The sequence below is a fragment of the Bradyrhizobium sp. C-145 genome (assembly GCF_023375135.1).
In the GTDB taxonomy this organism is placed as follows: domain Bacteria; phylum Pseudomonadota; class Alphaproteobacteria; order Rhizobiales; family Xanthobacteraceae; genus Bradyrhizobium; species Bradyrhizobium zhanjiangense.
Window position 1 is genome coordinate 6,815,703 of sequence record NZ_CP088150.1, and the last position, 18,049, is coordinate 6,833,751.

At 61.0% G+C, this 18,049-nt stretch carries 14 protein-coding genes and 6 pseudogenes; 11 read left to right on the forward strand and 9 right to left on the reverse strand.

Annotated elements, in window-relative coordinates; translation table 11 throughout:
* Nucleotides 1-16 precede the first annotated feature (16 nt).
* A pseudogene (locus LRP30_RS32085) lies at nucleotides 17-1,098 on the reverse strand (IS3 family transposase); the annotation flags it as partial.
* 1,104 nt (nucleotides 1,099-2,202) lie between these two features.
* Between LRP30_RS32085 and LRP30_RS32090 the strand changes: the two are divergent.
* From LRP30_RS32090 to LRP30_RS32120, 7 genes and pseudogenes are all read left to right on the forward strand, one after another.
* A pseudogene (locus LRP30_RS32090) lies at nucleotides 2,203-2,441 on the forward strand (transposase); the annotation flags it as partial.
* A gap of 34 nt (nucleotides 2,442-2,475) precedes the next feature.
* Nucleotides 2,476-3,210 (forward strand): IS110 family transposase, encoded by a 735-nt coding sequence (locus LRP30_RS32095; protein WP_249757382.1) that lies wholly within the window; start codon nucleotides 2,476-2,478, stop codon nucleotides 3,208-3,210.
* Entirely contained in the window at nucleotides 3,197-3,589 is a 393-nt protein-coding gene (locus tag LRP30_RS32100) for an IS110 family transposase (protein WP_249757383.1), read from the forward strand. Before LRP30_RS32095 ends, LRP30_RS32100 begins: the two co-directional genes overlap by 14 nt.
* A 31-nt stretch (nucleotides 3,590-3,620) precedes the next feature.
* Nucleotides 3,621-3,839, forward strand: coding sequence for a hypothetical protein (locus LRP30_RS32105; protein WP_249757384.1), 219 nt, complete (start codon nucleotides 3,621-3,623; stop codon nucleotides 3,837-3,839).
* A pseudogene (locus LRP30_RS32110) lies at nucleotides 3,840-4,455 on the forward strand (IS3 family transposase); the annotation flags it as partial.
* A 56-nt stretch (nucleotides 4,456-4,511) separates the two neighbouring features.
* Complete coding sequence (locus LRP30_RS32115) at nucleotides 4,512-5,885, forward strand: IS30 family transposase (RefSeq protein ID WP_249757385.1); 1,374 nt, start codon at nucleotides 4,512-4,514, stop codon at nucleotides 5,883-5,885.
* A 31-nt stretch (nucleotides 5,886-5,916) separates the two neighbouring features.
* A pseudogene (locus tag LRP30_RS32120) lies at nucleotides 5,917-6,191 on the forward strand (IS3 family transposase); the annotation flags it as partial.
* A 184-nt stretch (nucleotides 6,192-6,375) separates the two neighbouring features.
* Here the strand turns inward: LRP30_RS32120 and LRP30_RS32125 are convergent.
* Together LRP30_RS32125 and LRP30_RS32130 are read right to left on the reverse strand one after the other, a co-directional pair.
* Complete coding sequence (locus LRP30_RS32125) at nucleotides 6,376-7,932, reverse strand: ISL3 family transposase (RefSeq protein WP_249757386.1); 1,557 nt, start codon at nucleotides 7,930-7,932, stop codon at nucleotides 6,376-6,378.
* Between the two features lie 509 nt (nucleotides 7,933-8,441).
* Nucleotides 8,442-9,137, reverse strand: a complete 696-nt coding sequence (locus LRP30_RS32130) for an AroM family protein (protein ID WP_249757387.1) — start codon at nucleotides 9,135-9,137, stop codon at nucleotides 8,442-8,444.
* A gap of 655 nt (nucleotides 9,138-9,792) precedes the next feature.
* Between LRP30_RS32130 and LRP30_RS32135 the strand changes: the two genes are divergently transcribed.
* Nucleotides 9,793-10,620: a Crp/Fnr family transcriptional regulator gene (locus LRP30_RS32135; RefSeq protein ID WP_249757388.1), complete on the forward strand. Its 828-nt coding sequence runs from the start codon at nucleotides 9,793-9,795 to the stop codon at nucleotides 10,618-10,620.
* On the opposite strand, the gene LRP30_RS32140 is transcribed toward LRP30_RS32135, so the two are convergent.
* The 5 genes and pseudogenes from LRP30_RS32140 to LRP30_RS32160 all read right to left on the reverse strand — a co-directional run bounded on the left by LRP30_RS32140 (nucleotide 10,617) and on the right by LRP30_RS32160 (nucleotide 13,627).
* Nucleotides 10,617-10,829: a hypothetical protein gene (locus tag LRP30_RS32140; protein ID WP_249757389.1), complete on the reverse strand. Its 213-nt coding sequence runs from the start codon at nucleotides 10,827-10,829 to the stop codon at nucleotides 10,617-10,619. The two genes, LRP30_RS32135 and LRP30_RS32140, sit on opposite strands and share 4 nt — an antisense overlap.
* Before the next feature lie 151 nt (nucleotides 10,830-10,980).
* A pseudogene (locus tag LRP30_RS32145) lies at nucleotides 10,981-11,083 on the reverse strand (transposase domain-containing protein); the annotation flags it as partial.
* Nucleotides 11,084-11,196: 113 nt separating this feature from the next.
* On the reverse strand, nucleotides 11,197-12,198 hold the full coding sequence (locus LRP30_RS32150) for a tyrosine-type recombinase/integrase (protein WP_249757390.1): 1,002 nt from the start codon (nucleotides 12,196-12,198) through the stop codon (nucleotides 11,197-11,199).
* Nucleotides 12,195-13,121, reverse strand: a complete 927-nt coding sequence (locus LRP30_RS32155; RefSeq protein ID WP_249757391.1) for a tyrosine-type recombinase/integrase — start codon at nucleotides 13,119-13,121, stop codon at nucleotides 12,195-12,197. Before LRP30_RS32155 ends, LRP30_RS32150 begins: the two co-directional genes overlap by 4 nt.
* Nucleotides 13,118-13,627 (reverse strand): tyrosine-type recombinase/integrase, encoded by a 510-nt coding sequence (locus tag LRP30_RS32160; RefSeq protein WP_249757392.1) that lies wholly within the window; start codon nucleotides 13,625-13,627, stop codon nucleotides 13,118-13,120. Before LRP30_RS32160 ends, LRP30_RS32155 begins: the two co-directional genes overlap by 4 nt.
* Nucleotides 13,628-14,157: 530 nt before the next feature.
* Here LRP30_RS32160 and istA point away from each other — a divergent pair.
* The 3 genes from istA to LRP30_RS32175 all read left to right on the forward strand — a co-directional run bounded on the left by istA (nucleotide 14,158) and on the right by LRP30_RS32175 (nucleotide 17,071).
* Complete coding sequence (gene istA, locus LRP30_RS32165) at nucleotides 14,158-15,660, forward strand: IS21 family transposase (RefSeq protein WP_249761693.1); 1,503 nt, start codon at nucleotides 14,158-14,160, stop codon at nucleotides 15,658-15,660.
* Nucleotides 15,657-16,499 (forward strand): IS21-like element helper ATPase IstB, encoded by an 843-nt coding sequence (gene istB / locus LRP30_RS32170; RefSeq protein WP_249756397.1) that lies wholly within the window; start codon nucleotides 15,657-15,659, stop codon nucleotides 16,497-16,499. Before istA ends, istB begins: the two co-directional genes overlap by 4 nt.
* 320 nt (nucleotides 16,500-16,819) lie before the next feature.
* Entirely contained in the window at nucleotides 16,820-17,071 is a 252-nt protein-coding gene (locus tag LRP30_RS32175) for a hypothetical protein (RefSeq protein WP_249757393.1), read from the forward strand.
* 128 nt (nucleotides 17,072-17,199) lie between these two features.
* On the opposite strand, the pseudogene LRP30_RS32180 reads toward LRP30_RS32175, so the two are convergent.
* Nucleotides 17,200-17,767, reverse strand: a pseudogene (locus LRP30_RS32180) (transposase); the annotation flags it as partial.
* Nucleotides 17,768-18,049: the final 282 nt, after the last annotated feature.

Sequence of the window (18,049 nt, forward strand, 5' to 3'; positions counted from 1 at the left end):
TGCGTAGCCGGTCGTCCGTTGCGGAGAGGTGGGCGGCGTAGACCGTAGGGGTGAGGTATTTCAGCGACGAGTGAAGCCGCCGGATATTGTAGTCGGCGACCCAGTTAGCGATCTTGGCGCGGGCGTCGTCGAGATCGAAGAACAGGATCTCATTGAGCAGCTCATAGAGCATCTAGTCGTTGATACTCTCGATGAACCCACTGCATCGGGTTTCCCGGCGCAATGAAGTGCCAGTTGATGACCGCGTCCTTACTCCAGGCCAGCATGGCCCTGCAGGTGAACTCGGTGCCATGGTCGGACAGGATCATTCCTGGCTTACCAATCGTTCGACGTTCGCCATCAGTTCGCGGGCGACGCGCCGTCCTGAGATCGACGTCTCCGGAATGGCCCCCAGACACTCCTTGGTCACGTCGTCGACGATGTTGAGAATCCGGAAGCACCGGCCGTTGGCGAACTGATCGGGGACGAAGTCCAGCGACCAGCGTGCATTGGGCTTGCTTAGCCTCCACTAGGATCGGGTCCCGCGTCGCGACGGCCTTGCGGCGAGCTCGTCGCTTGCGGACGATGAGCCCTTCCTCGAGATAAAGCCGGTAGACCCGGTTGAGCGCCGATGGTTCTCCCTCCCGCCGCAGCAAGACGAACAGCCTGCGGTAGCCGAAACGCCGCCGCTCGTTGGCGAGATCGCGCAACTGGCCGCGCAGAGCCGTGTCTGGAAGGCGGCAGGAGCCGTAGCGGATCATCTTTCGGTGCGCGCCGACAATCGAACAGGCCCGCCGTTCCGACAGCTCATGACGGCCTGCAGATGCGCGACCGCAGCGCGCTGGCGGCGGACCGAACCATTTCTTGAAAGAAGTTCGTGAAGGCGGCCGCATCGAGCATCTGCTCGGCCAGGAGCTTCTTCAGCTTCCCGTTCTCCTCTTCCCGCGCCTTTAACCGCTTGGCCTCGAAAACATCCATGCCGCCGAATTTGGCCTTCCAATTGTAGATCGTCGCTTCGGAGATTCCATGCTTGCGAGCCAGGTCAGCCGTCTTTGCCCCAGCCTCATGTTTTTTCAGCACCGCGATAATCAGCTCTTCCGTGGACCTAGCTCGCTCCATCTGTCCGTCCTTCTTCGGGCCCAACTCCAACTCCATCTGGAGGAAATACGCAGTGGCAGATCATAATGAATGGTCTGCACCGCGGCTAGAACAGACCGGCGCTCTACACGGTGCATGTTTATCTCGTTGCGAATGAACTCTCATGGTCTACCTCAACCAGATCGTCTGTGTCTTGCGGTTTCTTCGGCGCGACTTAGGCCACAGCGCAATTCGGTGCGTACCTATGCGCGGAGCTAGGCGACCTGCCGTGGTTGCTGAGTGTCAACGAGGGCTGAGCTAGCGGGAGGCAATCACCATCCTGAAGAGCCGCAGTGCGTTGAGGGCGGCCGATGCCATCGGATTGCGCGTATCGGAAGATTCGTTTCCTCAAGATCGCGGACCTCGACAGGGGATGATGATCCGGTTGAGCGGGCTAAAGCCGGCGGCTATCGTCAAGTAATGCCTCACCAAAAGCCCCTGAGTACAGTGCGGCCTATTGGCGACTGATCCGATCGACGCGCTCGCTTTGCTCCTGATCGCGATGGCTTGAGCTCACCGTAATGCACGCGCCTGCTGTTCAGCCCGCACTGCGGTTGGCCTGAGCAAGTACGTGACGGCGCACAAAATGCAGCACAGTTTCTCCACTGCTCTTTAGAAAACAGAGAATTCCGCTCCATCCGGCTGCTGTTCGGCCGTGCGAGCCTGTCGGGGCACGACGCGCGCCACCCAGGTCGGCCTGCAAAACCATCAGCCAGCGCCCAAGTCTGGATCACGTGGGATTTGCGCGGCAGATAGCACGTGTGATCTTGAGGAATGAAGAGCGGAAGGACGAAGGCGTCGGCAGGACTGCCGCAAGGAGGCCGGGATCACTCCGGCCTGTCATCTCGTCGTGAGACATGAGTGGACGAAGAACCATCTTTCGAAGAGCGCTGAGCGTGGTCGAGCGCTTAGATGCGTCCAGCGTTGTGCTGCGGCAGTCCCATGCCTCGGGCGAGTACAATGTGGAATAGGTCACTTTAACCTGCCGTGCTCGAAGCACGTATCCATGATCTGCTGTGGCTCAGTGAGCTGCTGCCGGTTTGATGGACACGGAGATAAGGTGTTTCATGAAGCCGGAGGTGGGCGATGAAGAGACGGAAGTTCAGTCGCGAGTTCAAGATCGAGGCGGTCAAGCTGGTTAGGGGGCGTCGGGTTCGGTACCGCAGGCCGGGCGCGACCTGGATGTCCATGAGAACGTTCTGCGCAAATGGGTGAAAGAGCTCGGCTCGGATCCGGTGCAGGCTTTTCCCGGCCACGGGCAGATGACGCCGGAGCAGCAGGAGATCGAGCGGTTGCGCCGTGAGGTCGCCAAGTTAAAGGCCGAGCCCTCCAGCCCCATAACTGGACGGAGGAGTTGCAATGCCGAAGACGCCTGCCGGTGGCCGCCCGGATTTAAAGCCAGTCAACGTTGAAGCCGCCGCCATCGACATTGGGTCAAAAATGCACATGCCGGCAGTCGCTCCAGGGTGGACCGACACGCCGGTGCGTGCGTTTGGCACATTCACGCAGGACCTGCACGAACTGGCGGACTGGTTCAAAGCGTGCGGCGTGATCAGTGTCGCGATGGAATCCACGGGGGTCTATTGGATCCCGGTCTACGAGATTCTCGAGCAGCGGGGGTTCGACGTCATTCTGGTCAACCCACGTTACGCCAAGAACGTGCCTGGACGCAAAACTGATGTCAGTGACGCCGCTTGGCTGCGCCAGCTTCATTCCTACGGTTTGCTGCGCGGCAGCTTCCGGCCTGATGCCGATATCGCGACGCTACGCGCCTATCTCCGCCAGCGAGAGCGGCTAGTCGAATATGCAGCCGCTCATATCCAGCACATGCAGAAGGCCCTGATGGAGATGAAACTGCAACTTCATCACGTCGTCTCCGACATCACGGGCGCGACCGGGATGCGGATTATCCGAGCTATTGTCGCAGGCGAGCGGACTCCTGACGTGTTGGCGACCTACCGTGACGTGCGCTGCCATTCCTCCATCGAGACCATCCGCGCCGCATTGGTAGGCAACGATCGGGACGAACATGTCTTCGCACTGACCCAGTCGCTGGAGCTTTACGACACCTACCAGCCCAATGCTCGATTGTGACCGCAAGCTGGAATCCTTGATCACGGCGCTGACTGACAAAGGAGCCAAGCCAATCGGCAAGCTCTCCAGGCCGCGGGTAAAGACCAAGCAGGTTAACACACCGTCGTTCGACGTCAGGACCGCGCTATACGGCGTCCTCGGCGCTGATCTGACAGAGACCCATGGATTGGGTCCATCACTCGCGTTGAAGCTCATAGGCGAGTGCGGCACGGATCTGAAGGCTTGGCCGACCGCCAAGCATTTCACCTCCTGGCTCTGCCTCGCGCCAGGTAACAAGATCTCCGGTGGCAAGGTACTATCTTCGCGCACGCGACGATCAGTCCAGTCGGGCAGCGGCACTCCTGCGGCTTGCAGCGACGACGGTCGGGCGGAGCGATAGGGCGCTTGGCGCATTTTATCGACGGCTGGCTTTGCGCGCCGGCAAGGCAAAGGCGGTGACGGCGACCGCTCGCAAAATAGCAGTTCTGTTCTACAATACGCTCCGGCACGGCATGACCTACAGGGATCCGGGTGCTGATCACTACGAGGAACAATATCGCGGCCGTATCGTCGCCAATCTGAGGCGACGTGCCAAGTCACTCGGCTTCGTCCTGCAAGTGGACCCGGGCGCCCAATTGGCTGTTTCTTAGGAAGGCCGCAGCCTTCTTCGCGAAGGAAGCGACATGAAGTTCGTCTTCATCGCGAAGCACCGGGCGATCTGGCCGGTGGCATGGCTATGCGATGCGCTGGGGGTGTCGCGGTCGGGCTTCCATGCCTGGCTGAATCGTTCGCCCAGCGCCAGATCCCGCAGCGACGAAGAGCTCGGCGTCAAGGTGAAGGCAAGCTTCATGGCGAGCGACCGCACCTATGGTGCGCGCCGGGTGTGGCGTGATCTGCTTGCCCATGGGGCGGACTGTGGCCTCCACCAATCGAACGACTGATGCGCCTGCAAGGCTTGCGGGTGCGGCCGCGACGCCCGCGCTTGCCGAAGGATAGCGGCGATCGACAGCTCGAGGCCGTGCCGGCGAACCTCCTTGACCGGCAGTTCATTGCCGAGCGGCCGAACAGAAGTGGATCGCCGACTTTACATATCTCTGGACGGCCGAGGGCTGGCTCTACGTCGCAGCAGTGATCGACCTGTTCTCACGCCGGGTGGTGGGTTGGTCGATGAGCGCCGCCATGACAGCTCACTTGGTGACCGATGCCCTACTGATGGCCCTCTGGCGACGCAGCAAGCCCGACGCACTGTTGCACCACTCCGACCGATGGCAGTCAGGGCGGATTCAAACGGTCGTCGCAACACCATGACGTTGGAGGTTGCGATGAGGGTTGTAAATCGGCGATCGGCGCGGTCAGGACGGGCGCCATTGCCATCGCCAGGCCGGCCGTCTGTTGCAGGACGCGACAAACAGAATAGATTTTGGAGGGCGATTGCCATAGGGCAGAGCAGCGAAGATGCTGCGCTTGAGGCTGGATTATCGCAACCTGTCGGAAGCAGATTATTCCGGAGGGCGGGCGGCATGCCACCAGCGATGTTCAGATCTTCGGCCAAACCTCTCTCCGGGCGCTACCTTTCGTTGGCTGAACGCGAGGACATCGCCCTTTTAAAGGTGCAGGGCCATTCCATACAGGAGATCGGGCGCCGCTTGGGGCGAGCTGCTTCGACAGTCTCCCGTGAACTGCGTAGGAACGCGGCCACCCGCGGCGGCGGGTTGGAGTATCGGGCAACAACTGCCCAATGGCATGCAGACCGATCTGCCCGCCGGCCCAAACCGACCAAGCTTGCGCTCAACGAAGCCTTGCGCAGTTATGTGGAGGAGAGACTAGCCGGCGGCGTCGTAGCCCCGAGCGGAGCTTGTATTCCCGGCCCCTCCGTTCGGTGGAACGGCCGCCGGCATGGCCGGCGAAGAGATCGACGATGGGCGAAGGCATGGAGCCCTGAGCAGATTGCCCGACGCTTGCTGATCGACTTCCCGGACGACAAGACGATGCGCATCAGCCACGAAGCCATCTATCAGGCTCTCTTCGTTCAGGCCCGCGGTGTACTGCGCAGCGAGCTGACGGCCTGCTTACGAACCGGGCGCGTGTTGCGCGTGCCCAGGGGACGCGTACGCAGACGGGGCAAGGGCTTTGTCTCGCCGGAGATCATGATCCGCGAGCGACCCGCTGAAGCAGCCGATCGAGCAGTGCCGGGACATTGGGAGGGAGATCTTATCCTCGGTCTTGGCAGCTCGGCGAGCGGCACATTGGTCGAGCGGACGACGCGCTTCACAATGCTATTGCACCTTCCCCGGTTGGCGGGGCATGGCGAAGCTCCGCGCAAGAAGAACGGACCAGCGCTCGCGGGACACGGGGCGGAAGCCGTGCGCGACGCGATCTCGCGCACGATCGTCACTTTGCCCGAAGAACTACGTCGCTCGCTGACTTGGGATCAAGGAGCCGAAATGGCTCAGCACGACCGCCTCAAGATCGATGCGGGCATCCAGGTTTACTTCTGCGACCCGCAGAGCCCTTGGCAGCGCGGGACTAACGAAAACACCAACGGGTTGCTGCGACAGTACGTCCCGAAAGGCACAGACCTGAGCATCCACAGCGCCGACGAGATAGCCGCTGTGGCAGCGGCCCTCAATGCCCGACCGAGAAAGACGCTGGGCTGGAAAACGCCGGCAGAAGCGCTTGACGAATTGCTGTCATGAGTGAAAACAATCGGTGTTGCGACGACCGTTTGAATCCGCCCAGTACACCAGCGAGCAGTTCCATCGTTGGCCGACCGCGGCATTAAGTGTAGCATGAGCCGTTCCGGCAATGTCTGGGACAACGCGGCGATGGAGAGCTTCTTCTCCTCGCTCAAGACCGAAAGGACGGAAGGCAATACCTACAGGACCAGAGACGAGGTACAAGCCGATGTGTTCGACTACATCGAACGATTTTACAACACGATCCGCAGGCACTCGACCATCGGCTTCAGCCCGGTTGAGTTCGAGCACAAGGTGGGATTAGCTTATCTCGGTGTCCATCAAACCGGCAGCAGCTCACAGAGAAGTTTTGTGCCTTCCACCGGTCCGGCACCGGCGCACGCTCATCCGTCCAGCTCAGCTCCAATCAGACAAACGGCTATTTGATCTGCAAGGTGTCAATCGGCTTGCAAATTTGGCTCAGACGCATATTCGATGATCGTGATTGTTTTTATGGCGCGCCAATCAGCCTGGCTTGAAGTAGATCGAGCCTAGCGCGCCCGTACATCTGCCGTTTGACCAGCTTGAGCTTGGTGATCTGAGCTTCCACTTGGCCATTGGACCAGGGTTGCGTAATAGCGGCGTGCACCGCGCCCTTATCGTTGGCGATTCCATTCGCGAACGAGGCAATGAGGCTCCGCCTGGATTCATCAATCCAAGGTTCGAGCTCCATCTCGGCCTTCTTTCGGATCATCGCGTGGAAGCGGCCAACGAGAGCTTGCGCATCGGCCAGCATAGGGACGTTTTGTTCGATGACCGCAAGCGTGACGGTCTCGGCCCTGGTTAGGTGGTCGCGCTTCGTCGTCATCAGCTGTGCTATCGTCCTGGCGGCGGGGACCTTCTGCAATTGTTGATGGCTGATAGTCTCGGCACGCCGCCGTCGCGTCGCCCATTCCGCCACCACGCGCAGCGATCCCTTGAAGCCTTGTCCCCTCAAGCGGCGCCAGAGCTCGGCACCGTTGCGACAGCCGACTGACCACTGCGCGTCCAGGAACGGCAGATGTCCGTCCAGGGTGCTTTGACGGGTGCGGAACATATCCGTACCGCCGCCGCGGCTAATTTGGCGAACCAGATTGCGACTATGTCCTGTGCGGCGGACGATCTCTTTGAGTGGCACGCCGTCGCTGACGAGAGCCGTAATTACGGCATGGCTGTCCTGACGCCGCAGATAGCCCTGATAGCGCAGCTTTTCCGCACAGGTCAGCAATTCCGGGTTGATCGTCGTCGCTCCGATTGCGGTTCGGATTCTGTTCATCGAGCGGCGCACCGCATCAAGGAAGGCCGCGCTCGCATTTTCCATCAGATGCCAGCGGTCCGCGACTTGGATGGCGTTCGGCAGCGCCTTGGCTGCTGCCTCGCCGTATCCACCACCGCGATCTCGCGACACGATGTTGATCGTTGGGTGCTTCGATAGCCACGCCCGAATGGTCGCAGTTTCCCTGTCGGGCAGCAGGGTAACGATCCGCCGACGCTCCAAATCGCACACGATCGTGCCGTATCGATGGTTTCTCCGGAACGCCCAGTCATCGATGCCCACAACAAGCAATGGATCTGTCGGCATCGCCGTCCGCCGGCGGACCACCCGTAGCAAGGTATCGTTGCTGACAGGCAGCATGAGCCGCTTGGCGAAGCTTGCCGCCGGCCGTCCGCCGAGCGCCAACCCCAAGTGATGGACGATGTATTCCAGCCGTGCCGTCCGGCGCCGTCGAAGCGAGACGATGTCTTCTCCGAACCGCTCTGCGAAGATCCGCCGGCGGCAATGCGGCACCTCACATTTGAAGCGCCGCGTGAGCAATCGGAGGCGCACCTTTCCGCCCGCTGATGGCAAATCGGCCACGTGCCGGATGTAACGGCTATGGATTCGGCGCGATGCTGTCGCGCACAAAGGGCACTGGGCCTCCGCAGCCTCTGACCGAACAGCCAGAATAACCGAATCCTCTGAATCACTTACGCCATCAAACACCAAACCACTCGGTACTAGCGATGAAATTCGAAAGCCCGTCCGCATGGCGCCGATTCTCCGTTGAAGAACCACAGTCGCCGGCGAACTTCATCAGAAATGAGTCAGAGCCAATTTTGCATGCCGAATGACAATAAGAGGGATAAGTCCCAAATCGAACAGATGATCTAGTGACTGTCATTTCTGAGAACGAATCCCGCATGCAGGCAGCATTGAGATTGCTCGCAACCCCAAGAAAGACGAGATCGGAAACGAAATTGATCTCGTAGAGTATGGCGAGTTCGACAACGAGACAGAACAAGGCGCATGAGCTTTACAAGGAATCGATCAAGCTGGTGCGACCGCTCCGAGAACTAAGGTTGGAGGCCGACTACTCTGAATCAACCGAATCGGCGTCGGCCTGAAAAGCTCTTTGTGACTGTCGCGCCCTCTCCTCGCCCCTCGGTCGTGGCTGGTCCCACTGGATCGTGCGGCGGCTGAGCTGGACGTGCGGATGCCGCTGCTGCAGGGCCGGCCGCCGAGGCGTCCGGCCTCAGCCGCTTTTCTGAGCCGTGCCCCTATATCAGTCCCGTAAACGGCTTACGTACCAACCCGCCAATGAAGAACTCGACCATCGATGTGTAGTCGAAAACTGGAAGGCCGGTCGCCCTCTGGACTGAGGCGGCGTAAGGGGGTAAGTCGCCGCACTCCAGTAGCAGCATCCCGATATCGGGCCGATCGTTTACGAGAGCTACGGCGGTATCCACCACATCCTTCTCGACGGCTTTGACATCCAGCCTACCTACGCTCCTAATCCAGCTCTCGGCAAACGCGGGAGTATCCTCGAGACCGACGATAGCCACCCTGTACCCCTGGCTGGCGGGCAGACCTGCAGCTTCCAACATGTCCGGCGTAAGGACAGACTTGCTTGCGACCATGATGCCGAGTGCCTTACCGCGGGGGAGCATCCTTTCGAGAAAAGGCGCGAGGAGAAGGCTCGACAAAAACACGGGTACATCCACCGCGTCGCGGACTGCCGCTTGATATTGGATCGAGTACCCGCATTGGCAGGTGATTAGTTGCGCGCCTTCGCGCGCAAGCTCTTTTGCGGCCTCAACGACGGTCGAGAGCATTTCGCCGGCGTCTGGCGCAAAAATCCGCGAGACACTCAACCCAGGCACCACCTTATAGCGCGAGGGGACAGTCCATGTGCTGGCGTTGCCGGTGTCGCCAGGTATGAATGGGCGATTTTCGCTTCCCATACGCTCCATCATTAGAACACCTAAAGGAGCACCGTTGAACGGCAATCGAGGCCAACGGTTGCCTCGAGGGGTAGGAATATCAAACATGCTTGACCTCATCGTCAGTGCCCGCTCTCAACTTGGGCGAAGACCAAGTGTATGGCGCTCTCCAAGCCGGATTTAGGCGTCTTTGCAAGCAATAGGACGAAGTTCGGCTAGGTGGCCACTTCAAGAACCTCTCGCCCTCGCCCTAATGCTCCATCGCAGCTTGGCGCTCTTTGAAACTGGGCAGCAGTGCGCGCCTATCGATGCGACGGTCGATGTTATCGGCTCAAGCGAGACTGCCACCAGCCTATTGATGCGACTTCGTCGCCCATTGGGATGCTGGTACGGACCGCGGAGCTGAGACGGCACTTATACTGGCAAGCCGGTGCACCGCTCAGTTGAGCCTACTGCGATGTCGGCCTCGAATATCCCCCAAACAGCTTGCGCGAGCCAAGGGATTGACTTGGAGGGGACAGGTATTCGCTGTCAGCATCTGCCGAAAGCCGTCAAAAGAACGCACACCGCGCGGGATTTAGTCGTGGAGGGACCTACTTTCGCATTAATCAGAACGAACGCATTGTTATGATTCCACTTCAATAGTTCGTGAAAGTCGACGGGGTGACCACCAGTAGATGGGGGCATTATGACCAATGACGTATCCGGCACCTTGGATATGTTTGACAGCTCCGCAGATTCTACTTTTGTGCGGGCTGGCGGCCCGCAGATCACGAGCCATCGCTTCAATGCCCCGCGTTCGGATACGCGGTTTTTTGTCAAGAACGCGATCCTGGCGGCGCTTTCGTTGCAAGACCTCGCGGCGATGGGGGAGTTCTTGGAACCGGTCGTAATGAACGCGCGTATGCTTCTGCAAGAGCCTAAAAGGCATCTTGCTCACGTCTATTTCCTAGAATCGGGTCTAATCTCGTTGAGGATTGTTGCAGCGGGATGCATCCTTGAGACCGCTATAATAGGTAGTCAGGGGGTGGTCGGAGCTACCGCGTTATTAGGGGGACACGTTTCGACTTATCAAGCGGTTGTACTGTTTCCGGGACGCGCGCACAGGATCCGCGTCGATGATTTGTATCGCCTGATGGGCAAGCGCCCTGAGATCCGAGAACACCTACTTCGGTACGTTCAAGCGCTGAGCTTACATTGCGCTCAGACAGGGTTATGCGGCGTTCGACATGATCGCGAAAAGCGGCTTGCATCCTGGATCTGTTTGGCGAGCGATGCTGTCGACGCTAATGTGCTTCCAGTCACCCATGAATATCTCTCTTCCGTCTTAGGCCTGCGCCGCGCTGGAGTAACCGAGACACTAAACCGCTTTGAAGAACAACATCTAATTCGTAAAACAAGGGGCGTGATACAAATTGGAGAGCGTCGCTGCCTGGAGCAAAAGGCATGCAGTTGTTACAAACTCATATCCGGCGCGTATGCTGCAACCGCACTTTCAATTTCGCATTTCGACTAGTCACTACCACGCGACAATTCTTGTTCTTCAGTTGCCCCGATTCTGATCCAGTTTTTTGACAGATACTCCGCATCTTTGAAGACGCTGTAAAATGTGACCCGCGGTCGCCGCTTGGTGATTCGGCTGGCAACCGAGTCAGCGTGTCCGCCCACGGAAAAGCCGCTCGAGCACTTGCCGAATTCAGTGGTGCCGGTCTCGGCCTGGTTCATCCACGTGGTTTCCGATGATAAGAAGCGATGAAGCGGCGCCCCTAATGACGATCGGTCAACATCCGGTGAGGCCCGGTGAGGGCCGTGTAGCGGTCACTCAGGCTGCTTGGTTGACATGCTTATTTCGGTCGCGCCAATTCCAGGGCAGAAGTTAGTCGAGCCGTTGGACAGGATGCGCAGCGATGCGTGCCAGGACGTCTGCGAGTGACGTCTGCGAGTTGAGTTTGTGGATCCACGTCGTTCATTTTGGCGGTTTATGCCGCCCGCCGAACTATGCCGAACGAGTCCGGTATGGCACGTCGTTGTCACGCTGGCACAGTCGATCGCGTGCACGGTTGCCCCATTCCATTCGGCATAGTCTGGTCGTTCAGAGCGCCTCCAGAAAGGCGAGCAGGCGGTCGTTTGGCTGGAAGCGGGTTCGCTTGCCGCGCTCGTACGGCTTAAGCTTCGCCAGGGCAGCTTCCTTGAGGGCGAGGTGGGCGTGCAGGTACGTCTGCGTCGTCTCGACCGATTCATGACCGAGCCACAGCGCGATCACAGAACAGTCGACGCCGGCTTGCAGCAGTTCCATCGCAGCGCTGTGCCTCAGCACGTGCGGCGACACGCTCTTGGCCTTCAAAGACGGGCAACTCTTGTGAGCGACACGAACATGCTTTCCCAGCAGGGACTGGACGCTGTCGGCACTGAGCCGGCCCCCGTGCACGTTGGGGAACAACGCTGTTGCTCCTTTCCGTAACGGTTCCTTGAGCCATGCCTGGAGCGCACACCGAGCGAGTGTGGTCAGCGGAGTGGTCCGCTCCTTCCGCCCTTTACCGACGCATCGCACGTGTGCGCCAGACCCGAGGTGGACGGCATCCCGGTCAAGGCCAGTCAGCTCGGAGAGGCGTAAGCCTGTCTGGGCCGCGACCAGCAGCAGGGTGTGATCGCGGCGGCCAAGCCACGTCGTTCGATCGGGCGCTGCGAGAACCGCCTCGATCTCGGGGCGCGTCAGGAAGTGCACCTGTCGCTTGTCGTGACGCTTGCTCGGTATGGCGAGCACCCGCTGGATCAGCGCACTGTGTGCCGGTTCCTCGAAGGACACGAACCTGAAGAAGGATCGGATGGCCGTCAGACGCAGGTTACGCGTCTTCGCACTGGCGCCGCGCGTTACCTCGAGATCGGTGAGGAACGCGCCGATGAACGTTGCATCCAGATCGGCGAGCGTCAGGGCCGATGGGGACTTCCGCAGCTGCACCTGTGCGAACATGAACAGCAACCGGAACGTGTCCCTGTAGGAGGCGATCGTGTTGGCGCTAACATTGCGCTGGCGCATGAGGCGCTCGGTGAAGAAGCGCTCGATCAACGTGGCGACATTGCAGGCGGGCTTCATGGCGTCACCTCCCACCGCCGATCGAGACGCCGCGCCGCTTCTTCCATCAACTCGGGGCAGGCCGAGAGATACCAGTAGGTATCACGCACGCAGGCGTGGCCGAGGTAAGTGGAGAGCATTGGGAGTTGCTGCTCGATGTCCTTGCCTTCGCGATACCAGTCGAGCAGCGTCCGGATGGCGAAGCGATGACGGAAGTCGTGCACGCGTGGCCCGGTACGATCACCTGGGCGCCGCAGCCCGATCTCTCGGGACAATCGCCAGAAGACGCGATGAACGTACTGGTGCAGCAAGCGGCCTCCCTGTTCGGCAACGAAGAAGGTCGAGCCGCAGCGTGATCCGAGCATCGCGTCGCGCCGGTGGGCGTAGTCGCCCAACGCGGTTCTCGTCGTCGGATGCAATGGCACGAGCCGCGACTTGCCGAACTTGGTCAGCCGGACCGTCAGCACGCCGGCGTCGAGGTCGACGTCATCACGCTCCAGGCCCATCGCCTCGGATATACGCATGCCCGTCACCGCGATCAGCCCGAACAGGGTATGGTAGGTCCATCGGCGCAGCCCGCCCTCTGGCGGCAGAGCCAGCGCTGCCGTCAGCAACGCATCGATCTCCGCGTCGCTGTAGACATAGGGCTTGGCGCGCTTCCATCCGGGCAGCATGCCGACGGGCGGCACCTCCGTTCTCGGATCGAAGTTGGCGACATGGCGCGCGAACCCGCGCACGTCGCTCAATCGCAGCGCCCAGGATGCATGACGATCGGGCGGCAGCGTTGCCCATTCCATGGCCAGCTTCGTCGTGATGATCCTGGCTTTGCGCTTCTCCATGAAGGCGACGAAGTCGGCGAGCCGGCGGGTCTGGTGCTCGTACTTGTATCCAAACCCCTTGCGCATGCTCAGGTACTTATCGAGTGCGGCGCGCAGATTGGTCATTGCACGCCTCCCGGCCAGGGCAGGCTCAATGTTCTCAACGCATCGATATCGACCTTCGCGTAAATCCGGGTAGTGTCGTGGTTCTCGTGCCGCAGCAACTGTCCGATCTCTGACAAGGTCGCGCCAGATCGGAGAAGCTCGGTAGCGAGACTGTGTCGGAAGATATGGGCGCCGCGGTGTGCGCAACGTTCGATTCCAACGCGATCGAGGGCGGCCTTGGCGATCATGGTGATCGCACATCCGGAAGCAAACCCGATGTGCGGCGCGAGTGTGCGGACGAACAACCGTCGGCACGACGACTTTGGGCGGCCACTGCGCAGATATGCAACGATGGCCGCGCCAACGTCTGGCGGTATCGGCATCCGTGCACGCTGTCGGCCCTTGGCGCGAACAAGTATCTCGCTGGCTCGCCAGTCGATATCATCGAGCGTGAGCGTCGCGACCTCGTCGGCCCGCAGGCCGAGCTTGGCCAGCAACAACAGAATGGCGTAGTCGCGCCGTCCCATCACCGTCTTTCGGTCGCAACCGTCGAGAGCCTTCCGCACCTGTGCGGCAGGCAGATAGGTCGGCAGCGTTGCGAGCTTCCATCGCCGCATCGATGGAACGCAATCCGCCAACGGGCGCGCGTTCAGCCCCCGATGGTGGAGGTAACGGAGAAAGGCGCGCAACGACCAGCACATCGCCTTGCCTGTTCCCGGGCTCCAATCCCGGGCGTGGCGCTCAATGTAGCGGATCACGTCCTCTTGGTTGATCTTGCACAGGGCGGCGGCGCCGCCGGAGCACACCTCGTGCAGAAACCTGCGGATGACCGGGTGCGCGGCGGCGATCAGGGTGAGACTCCAGCGACAATCAAGGTGAGACTGCGCCGATGGGGACGGACCGAAGGGAGGGCGTAGCCCGACCGGAGGACCGTCCCCATCGGCGTCGCGCGTTTTTGGACCCGTCTGGCGGCTGGGCGGGGCTGGTGCAAGCTTTTGATTCGTCTCGACAAGAGGGAATCGATGCCTTGCCTGGCCTTCACATCACCGACCATCAGATGAGGCTGTACATGACCTACCGACTGACATTGTCCCCCGAAGCGGCCGCGGCCAAGGCGGGGTTCTCGAAAGCGAGTGCGTATCGGATTGAGGGCGATGCGCGCCCGCCATCGCAGAAGAAGGCGCCGAGGGGCCGGCGACGATCCGATCCACTCGCGCCCTATTGGGACGCCGAGATCGTTCCGATCCTGAAGGCTGCTCCCGGCATCCGCGTGATCGGTGTGCTGGACGAACTGCGCCGGCGGCATCGCGACCTCAACCCCAACATCCGACGCACGCTGGAGCGGCGCATCAATGCGTGGCGGGCGCTCAACGGCCCCGAACAGGACGTGATCTTCCGCCAAGAGCACGAGCCCGGGCGGCTGGGTCTGTCCGACTTCACCGACGTGAGCGCGCTCGGCATTACCATCGTAGGTGAGCCACTCGATCACCGGCTCTATCACTTCCGGTTGGCGTTCTCCGGCTTCGAGCATGCCCATGTCGTGCTCGGGGGCGAAAGCTTCGTCGCCCTGGCGGAGGGCTTGCAGAACGCCCTGTGGGCGCTTGGCGGCGTTCCACGGGAGCATCGCAGCGACAGCCTATCGGCGGCGTTCCGCAATCTGGCGGCTGACGCGCGTGAGGATCTGACACAGCGCTACGCTGCGCTGATGGGCCACTATGGCATGGCACCAACACGCAACAATGCGGGCATTGCACACGAGAACGGCTCGATCGAGAGTGCGCACGGCCATCTCAAGCGCGCACTGGAAGATGCGCTGTTGCTGCGGGGGACGCGCGACTTCGCCAGTCTCGATGCCTACCGGGCTTTTGTCGACGAGATTGTCGGCCGGCGCAACGCCAATCTCGCCAAGCCGATCGCGCTCGAGAAGGAGGCATTGGCGCCGCTGCCGAAAGGCCGCACGACCGACTTCGACGAGAAAGTGATCCCGGTGACGTCGTCAGGCGGCTTCATCCTGCGGCGCGTGTTCTACACCGTTCCTTCAAGGCTGATTGGCCATCGCCTGCGTGTGCGCATCTTCGACGACCGGCTCGAATGCTTCCTCGGCGTCACGCCGGTTGTGACGTTGCGGCGCGGTCGGCCTGTGTCGGAGAGCCAGGGCGGGCATGTCGTCGATTATCGGCACGTCATCCATGCCCTGCGGCGCAAGCCGATGGCGCTCCTCAACCTCGTCTATCGCGACCAGCTCTTCCCGCGCGCCGCTTACAGACGCCTGTTCGAGACCTTGCGGGAGCACGGTGACGATCGGCGCGCCTGCAAGGTGACGGTCGAACTTCTAGCGCTGGCCCACGAGCGAGCCTGCGAAGCCGAGCTCGCCAAGGCGATCGCGATGGATCTGGACGCCGGACAGTTACCCGATCTTGCCGCGCTGCGCGACCGCTTCCGACCCGAGGCGGCCTCGATCCCGCGCGTCGCCGTCAAGCTGGCGCCGCTCGACGTCTACGATGAACTCGCCTCCGTCAGCGTCATGTCGGGCCGCTCGAATCTGGGAGAGGCAGCATGACCAGCATCGCCACCTCCGTCGATGCTGCTCGTGTCGAGTTGCTTCTCAATGAGCTCCGCCTGCCGGGCGTCAAGGCGATCTGGCCGAAGCTCGCCGCACAGTCGGACAAGGAAGGGTGGCCTGCCGCCCGCTTCCTCGCCGCCCTTGCCGAGCACGAGGCATCCGATCGTACCCGCCGTCGGATCGAGCGACACATGGTGGAAGCGCGTTTGCCCGCCGGCAAGACGCTCGCCACCTTCGACTTCGAGAGCGTGCCGATGCTATCAAAGGCACAGGCGATGGCGCTCGCTGCCGGCGACGCCTGGTTGAAGGCCGGCGCCAATTTGCTCTTGTTCGGTCCACCGGGCGGCGGCAAGACCCATCTCGGCGCGGCGATCGGCCTGGCTCTCGTCGAGAACGGTTGGCGCGTTCTCTTCGCGCGCACCACTGATCTGGTGCAACGGCTGCAGGTCGCGCGGCGCGAGCTGGCGCTGGAGTCCGCGATCGGCAAACTCGATCGCTATGACCTCCTGATCCTCGACGACATCACATATGTGAGCAAGGATCAGGCGGAAACCAGTGTGCTGTTCGAGTTGATCGCCGCCCGCTACGAACGACGCTCGCTGCTGATCACGGCCAATCAGCCATTTGGCGAATGGGGGCGTATCTTCCCGGACCAAGCAATGACGTTGGCTGCCATCGATCGTTTGGTCCACCACGCCACGATCCTCGAGATGAACGTCGAAAGTTACCGTCGAAAAGTTGCCCTCGATCGCAAGCGCGGTCCAGGCCGGCCGCCTGTTCACACTACCCCCAACGAACTCGACAAGACTGCGATTGACGCTGGCAGCGCCGCTTGATTGTCGCGCAGCGTCAATCAACGCTTGCCAAGCCGGCGGCCAGCGTCAATTATCTCCTGACTCGGCCGCCTCGTCTCATCTTGATTGACGCGCCGCTCTCATCCTGATTGTCGCGCTATAACCGGGAGATGGCGTACGATGGACCTCGGGGCCAAGCCGCGCTCTGATCGCAGGTAGGCATCGAACTCCTTGAAGATCCGTTCGTGCGGGGTGAGAGGCGGTAGCACCAACGGCGCGATCGCGCCTTCCTCGCGCAGCATCGACAACCATCGCTTGAGCGCTGCCCGGTCACCGGGTTGTATAGATTACCTCCCGCCTCGATGTCGGAGGTACTGCTCAACGACCTGCTCATCGAGATCAATCAGCTTATAGCGACGGCCCGCGATCCAACTCAGGAGCCCGCCAACTACGTTGAGGCAGCGCCACGCGCCATGCCGAACGAGCCTCTCTTCGACGAGACGAACGGCGTAGCACTCGACGAGCCGTCCGCGCGGCTCGCTTCTGAGACGCCGGTACAGCCGGCTTCTGCCCAAGTACTCTTCAACTTCCATCTTCCTGTTCTCCGCTGTTGACAGCGGAGGCACAGAACGAACTATGCCGAACCGACCAAACGCCGGTCAGCCAGAAATCTGGGGAAAACGACCCGACTCGGCATAGTTCGGCGGGCGGCATAACCGTGCCTATGCCGCGCTCGGTATAGGGCGGTGACAATCAGGCTGTACATCATCGCAGTACGGTCGTCACCGCGGTCGGAGCCACAGAACAGCCACGACTTCCGCCCCAGGGCGATGCCGCGCAGGCCTCGTTCGGCGGCGATGTTCGACAGGCAGATGCGGCCGTCATCGAGGAAGCGGGTGAAAGCGCTCCAGTTGAGCATATAGTCCATCGCTTTGGCGACATCGTTGCGCCGTGAGAGCTTGGCACGTCGCTTCGCATCCAGATCTCCAGATGGACGACCAGAAGCGTGCTCAGCTCCTGGCGCGGACGGCTCGAACAAGGCATCGATCCGGCGGACTGCTTCCAGCGCCAGGGGCGAGATCACCGCAGGCTTTTGCCCTGCACCTTGGGGTGCGCATTCTGCGCCAGATCAGCCATGACAAAGAACGGCCGTCTGGCATTGACCCAGCACGCGACTTCCAGGATGGGACCTGCGTTGCGGAACGGGTCGTAAAGCTTCCCGTAACCACCATAGGCATCGGCGTGGAAGATGCCGCTGTAGCGGGCCAGATGAGATGCTCACCGGCGCGATCGCGTGAGTAATAAAACACTGTCCCGGGACTACCACCCGCTCTTGAGGCAGATGCTCCGGGAACGGCTCGCGCGATGGCCTCTGCGGCTCGCCAGCAGCGCTGCTTGCAGCGCCTCCATATCTGGATTGCGTTGCAAAAGTCTATCCTCGCCAAACCAGACCAATTGGAAAAATGGACCTGCATCCGAATTGCGTTAACGCCTCGATCGGACACCGCTCTCACCCGCGTGATGCTTCTAGCGCGGCGAGGCACAGTTATGACGTGCGTTCTTCAATCGAGCAGCGGCTCCGTGGCTGAGAC